The following is an 11,870-nucleotide window of genomic DNA, read 5'->3' on the forward strand; positions in this document are numbered from 1 at the left end:
CGGCACTGCACTCACCAACAAACGGTAACGCATGATGGAAATCGGGACTCTTCGCGGCCTGGGCACAATTCTGGTATTCGTCGCCTTCATCGGCGTGGTGCTCTGGGCTTACAGCAGCAAACGCAAGAACAGCTTCGACGAAGCCGCCAACCTGCCCTTCGCGGACGACGAGACCGACGCCAAGAAGCGTGATGAAGAAGCTTCCAGGAGTAAGAAATAAATGACCTCGTTTTGGAGTTGGTACGTCACCCTGCTGAGCCTCGGCACCATTGCCGCGCTGGTCTGGCTGCTACTGGCAACTCGTAAGGGGCAGCGCCCCGACAGCACCGAAGAAACCGTCGGCCATTCCTATGACGGCATCGAGGAATACGACAATCCGCTGCCGCGCTGGTGGTTCATGCTGTTCGTCGGCACAGTCATCTTCGCGCTCGGCTATCTCGCCCTGTATCCCGGCCTGGGCAACTGGAAAGGCGTCCTGCCTGGTTATGAGGGCGGCTGGACGCAGGTCAAGGAGTGGCAGCGGGAAATGGACAAGGCCGAGGAGCAGTACGGCCCGCTGTATGCCAAGTACGCCGCCATGCCGGTAGAAGAAGTGGCCACCGATCCCCAGGCGTTGAAGATGGGTGGCCGCCTGTTCGCCTCGAACTGTTCGGTCTGCCACGGCTCCGACGCCAAGGGTGCCTATGGCTTCCCCAATCTGACCGACAACGACTGGCTGTGGGGCGGTGAGCCGGAAACCATCAAGACCACCATCCTGCACGGCCGTCAGGCCGCAATGCCGGCGTGGAAGGACGTGATCGGCGAAGAAGGCATTCGCAACGTGGCTGGCTATGTTCGCAGCCTCTCCGGCCGTGATACCCCAGAGGGTATCAGCGTCGACATTGAGCAGGGTCAAAAAATCTTCGCCACCAACTGTGTAGTCTGCCATGGACCGGAAGCCAAGGGCGTTGCAGCCATGGGCGCGCCGAATCTGACCGACAATGTCTGGTTGTATGGTTCCAGCTTCGCCCAGATCCAGCAGACCCTGCGCTACGGTCGCAATGGCCGCATGCCGGCTCAGGAAGCAATCCTTGGCAACGACAAGGTGCACTTGCTGGCAGCCTACGTCTACAGCCTGTCGCAGCAGCCGGAGCAGTGATCCACAAGGGTCGGGGGTGACGACCTGTCGCACCTGACCCCAACGCTCCGGGCGTACCATTCGCAGCTGGACAGAAAAATGATCCTGGTCGGCACGTATCGGCCAGGACACCCACCTTCCGCCGTGGTACGCACTCGATGACTGAGCAGATCCCCGTTCGTGATGTAACCCCCCCGTCCAAGGCTGAAGCGTCAGCCGACCTTTATGCCGCGCGTGAAAAGATCTATACCCGAGCCTTCAGCGGTGTATTCCGCAACCTGCGACGCGTAGGCGGCGCCGTACTGTTCGTCCTCTTTTTTGGAACCGTGTGGCTCAACTGGAACGGCCGTCAGGCTGTCTGGTGGGACCTGCCGGACCGCAAATTCCATATCTTCGGGGCGACGTTCTGGCCCCAGGATTTCATGCTGTTGTCGTGGCTGCTGATCATCTGCGCCTTCGGCCTGTTCTTCATCACCGTGTTCGCCGGCCGCGTCTGGTGCGGCTACACCTGCCCACAAAGCGTGTTCACCTGGGTGTTCATGTGGGCCGAAAAGGTCACCGAGGGTGATCGTAACCAGCGAATGAAGCTGGACAAGGCGCCGATGAGCGGCAACAAGTTCATCCGCAAGCTGGGCAAGCACGGCATCTGGCTCGCCGTGTCGTTCGCGACGGGAGTCACCTTCGTCGGGTACTTCACCCCCATCCGCGAACTGGTACCTGACCTGCTCACCCTGCAGGTTGGCGGCTGGGCCCTGTTCTGGGTGGCCTTCTTCACGCTCGCCACCTACGGCAATGCCGGCTATCTGCGTGAGCAGGTGTGCATCTACATGTGTCCCTACGCGCGCTTCCAGAGCGTGATGTTCGACAAAGACACCCTTATCGTTTCCTACGACCCGCGGCGCGGCGAGAAGCGTGGACCGCGCAAGAAAGACGCCGACTACAAGGCCATGGGCCTCGGCGACTGCATCGACTGCACCATGTGCGTACAGGTCTGCCCGACCGGGATCGACATCCGCGACGGCCTGCAGATCGAATGCATCGGCTGCGCGGCCTGTATCGACGCCTGCGACGCCATCATGGACAAGATGAACTACCCGCGCGGGCTGATCAGCTACACCACCGAACACAACCTGTCCGGGCAGAAGACTCATCTGCTGCGCCCGCGCCTGATCGGCTATGCCATCGCGCTGGTGGCCATGATGGGGCTGTTCGCCTATGCCGTGTATGATCGCCCGCTGGTAAAACTCGACGTGCTCAAGGATCGCGTGCTCTACCGCGAGAACGAGCAGGGCAACATCGAAAACGTCTACACCCTCAAGGTGATGAACAAGGCCCAGCGCGAACAGACCTTCGTCATCGAAGCGACCGGCCTCGACGGCCTCGTCTACGAAGGTCGCAGCGAGATTCGCGCCGAAGGCGGCGAACTTGTGACGATCCCGGTCGAGCTGTCCATCGCCGCCGAGAAACTGCCCTCGAGTACCAATGAAATCGTCTTCCACATTCGCTCGGCAGACGACGACTCGATAACCGACGATGCAGACAGCCGTTTCATCGGCCCGAGCATCCGCTAAGTAAGGTAATGCATGCGCTCTGATAACGAACAAACGCGTTGGTACACCCAGTTCTGGGCCTGGTTTGTCATCGCCATCCTGCTCAGCTCCGTGATACTGGGCGTGTCTCTGCTGACGTTGGCGATCAAGAATGCCGACACCTTGGTCGCGGACAACTATTACGACGCCGGCAAGGGCATCAACCAGTCGCTGGAGCGCGAGAAACTGGCAGAGCGCCTGGAGATGCAGGCACGCATCGCCCTGAATGACGAGCGCGGCCTGGCCGAAGTGCAACTGAGCGGTGCGAGCCGCCCGCAGCAACTGGTGCTCAACCTGATCTCTCCGACCCAGCCCGAGCGTGACCGCCGCATCATCCTGCAGCCGCAGGGCGACGGCATCTATCAGGGCCAGATGCAGGAATCGATCAGTGGCCGCCGCTTCATCGAGCTGCTTGGTCGCGAAGGTGATCAGGACTGGCGTCTATACGAGGAAAAAACCATCGAAACCGGCCGCGCGCTCGAACTGAAGCCCTGAGCCACAGATGGCAACGCCTACTCCCTGCTACCACTGTGGTCTGCCGGTTCCGGCCGGCAGCCACTTCCAGGCCCGCGTGCTGGGCGAGACGCGGGCCTTATGCTGCCCGGGTTGCCAGGCAGTCGCTGAGGCCATCGTCAAAGGCGGACTGGAAAGCTACTACCAGCACCGCAGCGATACGGCGGTCAATCCCCAGGCACTTCCGCAGGAGCTCGGCGAAGAACTGGCGTTGTACGATCGCCAGGACGTCCAACAACCATTTGTCCAGCACCAGGGCGACCTGGCCAGCACGTCTCTGATGATCGAGGGCATCAGCTGCGCTGCCTGTGGCTGGCTGATCGAGCGCCATCTGCGCAACGTCAGGGGCGTTGCCGAGGCTAGCCTCAACCTGTCCAACCACCGACTGAACGTGCGCTGGAGCGACTCGGAGCTGCCGCTCAGCGAGCTGCTGGCCGAGCTTCGTCGCATTGGCTACGCCGCTCATCCCTACCGCGCCGATGAGGCCGCTGAACGCCTGGCCAACGAGAATCGCCGCTCGCTGCGCCAGCTCGGTGTCGCCGGTCTGCTGTGGATGCAGGTGATGATGGCCACCATGGCGACGTGGCCCGAGTTCAATCTCGACCTGTCGGAGAGCTTCTTCGTCACCCTGCGCTGGACCGCCCTGCTGCTGACGACCCCTATCGTCTTCTACTGCTGCACGGACTTCTTCAAGGGGGCGCTGCGCGACATACGCACCCGTCATCTGACCATGGACGTTTCCGTGTCGCTGGCCATCGGCGGTGCCTACGTTGCCGGCATCTGGTCGACGATCACCGGCCAGGGGGAACTCTATTTCGATGCGGTCGGCATGTTCGCCCTCTTTCTGCTGGCAGGACGCTATCTTGAGCGAAGGGCCCGCGAGCGGACCGCAGCCGCCACCGCGCAGCTGGTCAACCTGCTGCCGGCTTCGTGCCTGAGGCTTGATGCGCAGGGCCATAGCAGCCGTATTCTGCTCAGCGAACTGCAACTGGGCGATCAGGTGCTGGTGCAACCTGGCGGACTGATTCCAGCGGATGGCACGATCGTCAGCGGTCAATCCAGCGTCGATGAATCACTGCTCACTGGCGAGTATCTGCCGCTGCCACGAGGTGCAGGCGATGCCGTCACCGCAGGCACCCTGAATGTGGAAGGTCCGTTGACTATCGAAGTCCAGGCGCTGGGAGACGACACCCGCCTGTCCGCCATCGTCCGGCTGCTGGAGCGGGCGCAAGCGGACAAACCGAAACTGGCAGAGCTGGCCGATCGGGTTGCACAGTGGTTCCTGCTGGTGGTCCTGGTCGTGGCTACCGTTGTCGGTCTGGTCTGGTGGCAGATCGATCCGCAACGGGCGTTCTGGATCGTCCTCGCGCTGCTGGTGGCGACCTGCCCGTGCGCGCTGTCGCTGGCGACCCCTACCGCCCTCACCACGGCAACCGGAACCCTGCACAAGCTCGGCCTGCTATTGACTCGCGGGCACGTCCTGGAGGGGCTCAATCAGATCGACACAGTGGTGTTCGACAAGACCGGCACCCTGACCGAGGGGCGCCTCACGCTCAGCGCCATACACCCCCTCGGTGCCCTCGATGCCGATGCATGCCTGGCGCTGGCCGCCGCCCTCGAGAACCGCTCCGAGCATCCGATCGCCCGCGCCTTCGGACGTGCGCCGTTGCCGGCGGAGTCGGTCGAAACCGTGCCAGGCCTTGGGCTTGTGGGCAGCGTCGACGGACGCGTGCTGCGTATCGGCCAGCCGAGCTTCGTGGCAGAAGGCTACGGTAATCCACCCCCATCGATTCCCGGAGAAATGGGGCAATGGCTGTTGCTCGGCGATGACCACGGGGCGCTCGCCTGGCTGGTTCTGGACGACCGGCTGCGTGACGACGCACCAGCGCTGCTCGATGCCTGCCGGGGTCGTGGCTGGAAGACGCTCCTGCTTTCCGGCGACAGCTCACCGATGGTCGGTCAGATCGCTGCCGAGCTGGGCATCGACCAGGCCGAGGGCGGCCTGACCCCCGCGGCAAAGCTTGCCAGACTGCAAGCACTGCAGGCACAAGGACATCGGGTGCTGATGCTCGGTGATGGCGTCAACGACGTGCCGGTTCTGGCCGCCGCCGATATCAGCGTTGCCATGGGCTCGGCTACCGATCTGGCGAAGACCAGCGCTGACGCGGTGCTGCTCTCGAACCGTCTTGGCAGCCTGGCACAGTCGTTCGAGGTTGCACGCCGCAGCCGGCGCATCATCATCGAAAACCTCGTCTGGGCGAGTCTGTACAATGGCCTGATCCTGCCGTTCGCCGCGATAGGCTGGGTCACTCCCCTTTGGGCGGCACTGGGCATGTCGGCAAGCTCGCTGCTGGTGGTATTGAACGCACTTCGGCTGACCCGCCTACCCAAGGCGCTCGGCTGACACATGCGGCTCAGGCGCCTCGATGCACGCGAGGTACTGGTCACGCATTTTTTCCGCGCTGAAGGCTTTCGCTTCAGCGCATGGAGGTCCCGATGGCGGCTTTGTATATCCTGATCCCTGTCGCAGTGGTCTTGGTGGCTCTGGCAATCTGGGTGTTCTTCTGGGCGGTGGACAGCGGCCAGTTCGACGATCTGGACGGACCGGCACACAGCATCCTGTTCGATGATGAAGAGCCGCAACGGCCGTCCAGCGGAGGCCCTCAGGAAACCGACGAGCAGCAGCAGGAGCAACGCAAAGGTGAATGAGCTGGCGCCCTTGCTGCTATCCGCCTGGGTGCTTGGGTTGCTCGGCGGAGGCCACTGTCTCGGCATGTGCGGCGGCCTCATGGGTGCCCTGACCATGGCTATCCCGCCGGAGCAGCGCGCTCGGCGTCTGCGTCTGCTGTTCGCCTATAACCTGGGCCGCGTATTGAGCTATGCGCTTGCCGGCTTCCTCATCGGCCTGGCCGGCTGGGCCGTGGCAAAGAGCCCCGCGGCAATGACGCTGCGGGTCATCGCTGCCCTTTTGCTGATCAGCATGGGATTGTACTTGGCCGGCTGGTGGAGCGGGCTGACTCGCGTCGAGGCCCTCGGCCGCGGCCTCTGGCGGCATATCCAGCCCGTTGCCAGTCGCCTGATGCCTGTGACCAGCGTTTCCAGAGCCCTGATTCTGGGCGCGCTTTGGGGGTGGCTGCCGTGCGGGCTGGTCTATAGCACATTGTTGTGGTCGGCCAGCCAGGGTGATGCACTGGACAGTGCCATGCTGATGCTGGCGTTCGGCATCGGCACCTGGCCGGTACTGCTTGCCACCGGCCTCGCCGCAGAACGCTTGACGACGCTGCTGCGCAAGCGCGGAGTACGTGTCGCCGGGGGCATCATGGTCATTCTGTTCGGCATCTGGACCATGCCCGGCCCGCATCAGCAGTGGCTGATGGGGCATGGCTCGGCTGCGTCGAATGGCAGCCACTCGCATTAGTCAATCGCCAGTGCGCCTCAAGGCTCCTTGGGTAGCTGACGCTTGTGCGCCGTCTTGTCGTAGGTCTGGACGATGATGCGCGCCGCTTCCTCTGGCACTGGCTTGCCCTGCAGAAAGTCGTCGATATGGCGGTAGGTCACGCCGTGTGCCGCTTCGTCGGGCTTGCCGGGCGACAGCTCCTCGAGATCAGCGGTGGGCACCTTGTGAACCAGCTGCTCCGGCGCACCTAGAGCCCCGGCCAGCTGGCGAACCTGATCCTTCACCAACCCCGCCAACGGCGTCAGATCACAAGCCCCATCGCCAAACTTGGTGAAGAAGCCCATCACCGCTTCCGCAGCATGATCAGTCCCGATGACCAGCCCCTGCCGGGCATTGGCAATGGTGTACTGCGCGACCATACGCATGCGCGCCTTGGTGTTGCCCAGCACGAAGTCGCGCTGCTCGGGACTCAACGGTTCGAGGGCCTCGGTCGCTGCAGCCAGACCAAGCACAGCTGTACCGATGTTGACGGTGTGGCATTCGTCCGGCTTGATCGTGTCCACGGCGAGCTGCGCCTCATGCTCATCATGCTGGACCTGGTAAGGCAGACGAACCGCAATGAATCGGTAATCTCCTTCGCCAGCCGCCCGCATGCCCTCGACCGCGCGCTGGGCCAGCAACCCGGCAGTCGTGGAGTCGACCCCGCCACTGATGCCCAGCACCAGCGTCTTCATTCCAGACTCACGCAAACAGCGCTGGATGAAGGCCACGCGTCGGTCGATTTCGGTCTGAATCGCCTCGGGCCCGCTAAACGGTGCGCAGACGTTGAGCGCAGCTGCAATTTCTTGCTGGCGGCTGTGCATGAAACTCTCCTTGGCCTTGTGAGGCTCTGCTGATCAATACGATTCGATGTAATGTCCGACCACGGCTGCGGCGGAATCTTCGCGCCCGGAGGCATCGATTTGGTACCGCTGGCTAGGGTCAGACCAAGTTTGATACAGGTCAAGTCCGGTGCCAGGCGCTCCCCCTAGAATCCAGCGACCGCTGTCATGACCGGAAACACCACATGCTCGACTCCATTCGCTGGGATGCCGACCTGATCCGTCGTTACGATCAGATTGGCCCGCGTTATACGTCGTATCCGACAGCGGCCCAGTTCAACGACAAGATCGGATCCTTCGACCTCCTTCACGCGCTGCGCAGCAGCCGTCTGGCCGTGCATCCGCTGTCGCTGTACGTGCATCTGCCATTCTGTGCCAACGCCTGCTACTACTGCGGTCGCAACAAGGTCATCACCAAGGACCGGGGCCGCGCTCTCCCCTACCTGGAGCGTCTCGAAAAGGAGATCGAGCTGATCGCCTGCCACCTGAGCGCGGAACAGGTCGTCGAACAGCTGCACGTTGGAGGCGGTACCCCCACGTTTCTCAGTCATGACGAACTGCGAAGGCTAATGCGCCACCTGCGCCAGCATTTCCATCTGCAGGACGATGATCACGGGGATTTCAGCATCGAAATCGATCCCCGCGAAGCGGACTGGCCAACAATCGGTCTGCTCAGAGAACTTGGCTTCAATCGCCTCAGTATCGGCGTCCAGGATCTGGACCCTGACGTGCAGCGCGCGATTAACCGCATGCAGACCCTCGAACAGACCCGCACCATCATCGATGCGGCCCGCACGTTACAGTACCGCTCACTGAACATCGATCTGATCTACGGTCTGCCATTGCAGACCCCGGACCGCTTTGCCAGGACCGTCGACGCCGTAATCGAGCTGCAGCCGGATCGCCTGTCCCTGTTCAACTACGTGCACCAGCCCGAGCGATTCACCCCACAGCGACGTATCAACCAGGCCGACCTGCCGTCCGTGGCCGATAAACTGACCATGCTCGAGCGCAGCATCGAGCAGCTCACCGATGCGGGATACCGCTACATCGGAGCGGATCACTTCGCACTGCCTGACGACGAGCTGGCAATGGCACAGGAAGACGGCAGCCTGCAGCGCAACTTCCAGGGCTACACCACCCATGGCCACTGCGATCTGATTGGTCTCGGCGTATCGGCAATCAGCCAGATCGGCGACCTGTACTGCCAGAACAGCGCGGATATCGCCGACTATCAGCATCAACTGGATCTCGGTCAATTAGCGACAGCCAGAGGTTTACGCTGCAGCCAGGACGACCGCATCCGCCGTGCCGTCATTCAGTCACTGATCTGCGACTTCGAACTGTCCTTCGCCACCATTGAGCATGCCTATGGCATCGACTTCCGGGCGTATTTCGCCGAAATCTGGCCGATCCTCGAGCAAATGACAGCGGACGGGCTGCTCGAACTGACGCACAGTCACCTGATCATCCAGCCTGCCGGGCGCCTGCTGGTTCGCTCCATCTGCATGCTGTTCGATCACTACCTGCCGGAAGACGCCGCTCGCGGCCAATCCCATGTGATCTAGCCTTCCCCAGGACGGCCTGTCTCGAAGTCCCTGCGACCCTCGCGCCGATTGGCTATGGTCGACAAGCTGAGTTAACCTTGCGCGCTATAACCCGGTTTTCCAGGAAGCCCTCTATGTCCGAGTCGATCAAGGTCCGTGCGCAGCGGCAAGCTCACTGCAAGGATTGCAGCCTTTCCGGGCTCTGCCTGCCCCTGTCCCTGAACATGCAGGACATGGACGCGTTGGACGACATCGTCAAGCGCGGACGCCCGTTGAAGAAAGGCGAGACACTGTTCCGCCAGGGCGACGTGTTCAGCTCGGTGTTCGCGGTGCGCTCCGGGGCGCTGCGTACCTTCAGCGTGACCGATGGCGGCGAGGAGCAGATCACCGGCTTCCACCTGCCCAGCGAGCTGGTCGGCCTGTCGGGCATGGACACGGAAAGCTACCCGGTCACGGCTCAGGCGCTGGAAACCACATCGGTATGCGAAATTCCTTTCGAGCGACTCGATGAACTGAGCGTGCTGCTGCCGCAACTGCGCCGCCAGCTGATGCGCATCATGAGCCGCGAGATTCGCGACGACCAGCAGATGATGCTCTTGCTGTCGAAGAAGACCGCCGATGAGCGCATCGCCACGTTCCTGATCAACCTCTCGGCGCGCTTCAGTGCGCGGGGCTTCTCGGCCAACCAGTTCCGTCTGCCCATGTCGCGCAACGAGATAGGCAATTACCTCGGCCTCGCGGTCGAAACCGTATCCCGCGTATTCACCCGCTTCCAGCAGAACGGCCTGCTCGAAGCCGAGGGCAAGGAGGTGCGCATTCTGGATTCCATCGGACTGTGCGCCCTCGCCGGCGGTGCCATGGACGTCTGAGTCACCGAGTTTTTGGAGTAGTAACCCGATGATCTTCGACGAATTCAGCATCAAGACCCTGATCCGCCCGGTGCCGGATTTTCCGCAGCCGGGCGTGATCTTTCGCGATATCACCCCTCTGTTCCAGTCACCGAAAGCGCTGCGCATGGTGGCTGACAGTCTTATCCAGCGCTACGTGGAAGCCGACTTCACCCATATCGGCGCGCTCGACGCCCGCGGTTTTCTGATCGGCTCGATCCTCGCATATGAGCTGAACAAGCCACTGGTGCTGTTCCGCAAGCAGGGCAAACTGCCCGCAGACGTGCTGTCGCAGGCCTACTGCACCGAATACGGCGAAGCGCACCTGGAGATCCATGCCGACAGCCTGTGCGAAGGCGATTCGGTACTGCTGTTCGATGATCTGATCGCCACCGGCGGCACCCTCCTCGCCGCTGCCCAGCTGGTGCGACGCATGCGCGCCAGCATCCATGAAGCCGCTGCGATCATCGACCTGCCCGAGCTCGGCGGATCGCAGAAGCTGCAGGACATTGGCATTCCGACCTTTACCCTGACCGCTTTCGCGCTGAGCGACCGCTGATCAGTTACGGCCTCGACGCGATCTAGAGGAGCCGCTGTGCCAATGACCCTCTGGCGCTGCCTGCTGATTCTTGCGCTTGCCTGGACCACACCAGCACTGGCACTGGACCGTGACGCCCTGCTGGATGAGGCGAATGTTCTGCTGCTGCCGCGTGAGCGTGTGATACCTCCGCTAACGCTGATCGACCAGGATGGCAAGCCGTTCGACACACGGTCATTGCAGGGACGCTGGCATATTCTTTTCTTCGGATTCACCGCCTGCCCGGACATCTGTCCGACAACACTGAGCGACATGCGCCGACTGTTCGGCCAGCTACCGAGCGATACCCGCGAGCGGTTGCAGCTGGTATTGATCACTGCCGATCCTGCGCGCGATACACCGCAGCAGCTGAAGACCTATCTCGATTACTACCGCGCGGGCTTCAGCGGCCTCACCGGCGAAATGGAGCAACTACAGCAGCTGTCCAGGGCGCTCGGCCTGCCGTTCGTGCCGGCGAACGAGACTCAGGGCGACTACAGCGTCAGCCACAGCGGCAATCTGGCGCTGGTGGGCCCCGACGGCACCCTGCGTGGACACATTCGCGCCCCGCTCATGCTCGATGGATTGCAGCGAGCACTGTCACGGATCGTCGATACCGCGCACTGAACAAGCCGCTGATGTTGGCTGCGAAGCGATCAGTGGCAATCCAGGGTGTCAGCCAGCACATAGGCCTGAAAGGCGACCTCATCGATCCACTGCCGCGTCAGTTCCACCAGGCTGCCATCCGCGGACCAGCGAGCGATGAGCGCATCGAGCTCCTGCTGTAGTTTGGTGTCGTCAGCAACCAGGCGAAGCTGCCGCTCGGCGTTGCCCAGCGCAGGCAGCAGTCGCTTGTAGCGGCGCCATTCCGGCAAGGTGGCCAGCTCCGTCAGTAAGCCTTCATCCTCGACCACCGCCACGCATTCGCCGAGCTTGAGGCCGATAAGTGCGTGCGCTGTGCTGGGATACTGCCGCGGAGATGCCGCAAAGCGTTGGCGCAGCAGTGCCGCATAGGGGCTTGCATTGCTGACGCAGACCGGCTGATCGTGAAGATCGGCCCAGCCGGCGGGCCCCGCCTCGGTCGCGACGAGCGCGGCAGGCACGGCGCGATAGTAGGCACTCACGCCACGCGGCAGGCTGGCATCCATGCGCACGGCGGCCTCTCCTTCCGACACCACGAGCTGCACCGGACGCCCGAGCTCGGCGCCGATCTGCTCGGCCAGCGCCGACTCGAAACTCTCCGTCTCGCTACTCGAGAGCACACGGTGTTCGGGCAGCGCTATCGGCAGCGGCTCGGCCAAGGACGCAGCTGGCACCAGCAAGGCGAGCCACAGAACGATGCGCGACGAAGCAGGCACGGGC

At 62.6% G+C, this 11,870-nt stretch carries 13 protein-coding genes; 11 read left to right on the forward strand and 2 right to left on the reverse strand.

The features are described 5' to 3' along the window. Positions 1-34: 34 nt before the first annotated feature. The 7 genes from NAO55_RS14260 to NAO55_RS14290 all read left to right on the forward strand — a co-directional run bounded on the left by NAO55_RS14260 (position 35) and on the right by NAO55_RS14290 (position 6,637). Positions 35-220 (forward strand): CcoQ/FixQ family Cbb3-type cytochrome c oxidase assembly chaperone, encoded by a 186-nt coding sequence (locus tag NAO55_RS14260; RefSeq protein WP_003301805.1) that lies wholly within the window; start codon positions 35-37, stop codon positions 218-220. Continuing rightward, a complete protein-coding gene (gene ccoP / locus NAO55_RS14265; protein WP_102841308.1) occupies positions 221-1,138 on the forward strand; it encodes a cytochrome-c oxidase, cbb3-type subunit III in 918 nt (305 codons plus the stop codon). A 137-nt stretch (positions 1,139-1,275) separates the two neighbouring features. Beyond that, on the forward strand, positions 1,276-2,688 hold the full coding sequence (gene ccoG / locus NAO55_RS14270) for a cytochrome c oxidase accessory protein CcoG (protein WP_102841309.1): 1,413 nt from the start codon (positions 1,276-1,278) through the stop codon (positions 2,686-2,688). Between the two features lie 12 nt (positions 2,689-2,700). Further along, entirely contained in the window at positions 2,701-3,201 is a 501-nt protein-coding gene (locus tag NAO55_RS14275; protein WP_102841310.1) for a FixH family protein, read from the forward strand. A 7-nt stretch (positions 3,202-3,208) separates the two neighbouring features. After that, a complete protein-coding gene (locus NAO55_RS14280; RefSeq protein WP_102841311.1) occupies positions 3,209-5,623 on the forward strand; it encodes a heavy metal translocating P-type ATPase in 2,415 nt (804 codons plus the stop codon). A gap of 92 nt (positions 5,624-5,715) precedes the next feature. Continuing rightward, on the forward strand, positions 5,716-5,928 hold the full coding sequence (gene ccoS / locus NAO55_RS14285; protein ID WP_063543407.1) for a cbb3-type cytochrome oxidase assembly protein CcoS: 213 nt from the start codon (positions 5,716-5,718) through the stop codon (positions 5,926-5,928). Next, complete coding sequence (locus tag NAO55_RS14290) at positions 5,921-6,637, forward strand: sulfite exporter TauE/SafE family protein (RefSeq protein WP_102841312.1); 717 nt, start codon at positions 5,921-5,923, stop codon at positions 6,635-6,637. The genes ccoS and NAO55_RS14290 overlap by 8 nt, the downstream gene beginning before the upstream one ends. Before the next feature lie 17 nt (positions 6,638-6,654). Here NAO55_RS14290 and nadE read toward each other — a convergent pair whose 3' ends face one another. Next, the gene (nadE, locus tag NAO55_RS14295; RefSeq protein WP_102841313.1) at positions 6,655-7,479 is read right to left on the reverse strand and encodes an NAD(+) synthase; all 825 of its coding nucleotides are present in this window, start codon (positions 7,477-7,479) and stop codon (positions 6,655-6,657) included. 203 nt (positions 7,480-7,682) lie between these two features. On the opposite strand from nadE, the gene hemN reads away from it, so the two are divergent. The 4 genes from hemN to NAO55_RS14315 all read left to right on the forward strand — a co-directional run bounded on the left by hemN (position 7,683) and on the right by NAO55_RS14315 (position 11,135). Further along, on the forward strand, positions 7,683-9,065 hold the full coding sequence (gene hemN, locus NAO55_RS14300) for an oxygen-independent coproporphyrinogen III oxidase (RefSeq protein WP_102841314.1): 1,383 nt from the start codon (positions 7,683-7,685) through the stop codon (positions 9,063-9,065). 113 nt (positions 9,066-9,178) lie between these two features. Then, positions 9,179-9,913, forward strand: a complete 735-nt coding sequence (fnr, locus tag NAO55_RS14305) for a fumarate/nitrate reduction transcriptional regulator Fnr (RefSeq protein ID WP_003301790.1) — start codon at positions 9,179-9,181, stop codon at positions 9,911-9,913. 28 nt (positions 9,914-9,941) lie between these two features. Then, positions 9,942-10,490 (forward strand): adenine phosphoribosyltransferase, encoded by a 549-nt coding sequence (locus NAO55_RS14310; RefSeq protein ID WP_063543415.1) that lies wholly within the window; start codon positions 9,942-9,944, stop codon positions 10,488-10,490. A 36-nt stretch (positions 10,491-10,526) separates the two neighbouring features. After that, positions 10,527-11,135 carry an SCO family protein gene (locus NAO55_RS14315; RefSeq protein ID WP_102841315.1) on the forward strand — a complete coding sequence of 203 codons (609 nt, stop codon included), beginning with the start codon at positions 10,527-10,529 and terminating at the stop codon, positions 11,133-11,135. 29 nt (positions 11,136-11,164) lie between these two features. Here the strand turns inward: NAO55_RS14315 and NAO55_RS14320 are convergent, their stop codons facing one another. After that, positions 11,165-11,866, reverse strand: coding sequence for a type 2 periplasmic-binding domain-containing protein (locus tag NAO55_RS14320; RefSeq protein WP_102841316.1), 702 nt, complete (start codon positions 11,864-11,866; stop codon positions 11,165-11,167). Positions 11,867-11,870 lie beyond the last annotated feature (4 nt).

It is taken from the genome of Stutzerimonas frequens (genome assembly GCF_024448335.1).
Lineage (GTDB): Bacteria > Pseudomonadota > Gammaproteobacteria > Pseudomonadales > Pseudomonadaceae > Stutzerimonas > Stutzerimonas frequens.

What these genes read in the sequence shown, in the direction of transcription:
- ccoP (WP_102841308.1), top strand. Translation starts at nt 221, where the DNA reads ATGACCTCGTTTTGGAGTTGGTACGTCACCCTGCTGAGCCTCGGCACC.
- ccoG (WP_102841309.1), top strand. Translation starts at nt 1,276, where the DNA reads ATGACTGAGCAGATCCCCGTTCGTGATGTAACCCCCCCGTCCAAGGCT.
- hemN (WP_102841314.1), top strand. Translation starts at nt 7,683, where the DNA reads ATGCTCGACTCCATTCGCTGGGATGCCGACCTGATCCGTCGTTACGAT.
- NAO55_RS14275 (WP_102841310.1), top strand. Translation starts at nt 2,701, where the DNA reads ATGCGCTCTGATAACGAACAAACGCGTTGGTACACCCAGTTCTGGGCC.
- fnr (WP_003301790.1), top strand. Translation starts at nt 9,179, where the DNA reads ATGTCCGAGTCGATCAAGGTCCGTGCGCAGCGGCAAGCTCACTGCAAG.
- nadE (WP_102841313.1), bottom strand. Translation starts at nt 7,479, where the DNA reads ATGCACAGCCGCCAGCAAGAAATTGCAGCTGCGCTCAACGTCTGCGCA.
- NAO55_RS14310 (WP_063543415.1), top strand. Translation starts at nt 9,942, where the DNA reads ATGATCTTCGACGAATTCAGCATCAAGACCCTGATCCGCCCGGTGCCG.
- NAO55_RS14260 (WP_003301805.1), top strand. Translation starts at nt 35, where the DNA reads ATGGAAATCGGGACTCTTCGCGGCCTGGGCACAATTCTGGTATTCGTC.
- ccoS (WP_063543407.1), top strand. Translation starts at nt 5,716, where the DNA reads ATGGCGGCTTTGTATATCCTGATCCCTGTCGCAGTGGTCTTGGTGGCT.
- NAO55_RS14280 (WP_102841311.1), top strand. Translation starts at nt 3,209, where the DNA reads ATGGCAACGCCTACTCCCTGCTACCACTGTGGTCTGCCGGTTCCGGCC.